Below are 236 nucleotides of genomic sequence, written 5' to 3'. Positions count from 1 at the left end.
CGGCAGCGTCAGATGTGTATAAGAGACAGACCTCGTGGCTGTCTTCGTCGAGGGTGAGGTCCCCGACGACGAGCGTCGAGTCGGCCGCCGACACGGCGACGGTCGTGCGACGCATGGGGGCGCGGACGCGCGCCACGACCTCCTCGAGCGAGAAGGGCTTGGTGACGGAGTCGTCGCCGCCGGCCGTCAGGCCCGAGACCCGGTCCTCGACGGCGTCCTTGGCGGTGAGGAACAGG

1 pseudogene is annotated in these 236 nt (G+C 69.9%); it reads right to left on the bottom strand.

Annotated features, from left to right (window positions below):
* Positions 1-236: pseudogene (locus ACPYOM_RS23875) on the bottom strand (DNA-binding response regulator); the annotation flags it as partial.

Source organism: Monashia sp. HAY1-2A, assembly GCF_056755315.1.
The sequence above is the reverse complement of the archived record's forward strand: the minus strand, read 5'-3'. Positions and strand labels throughout refer to the sequence as shown.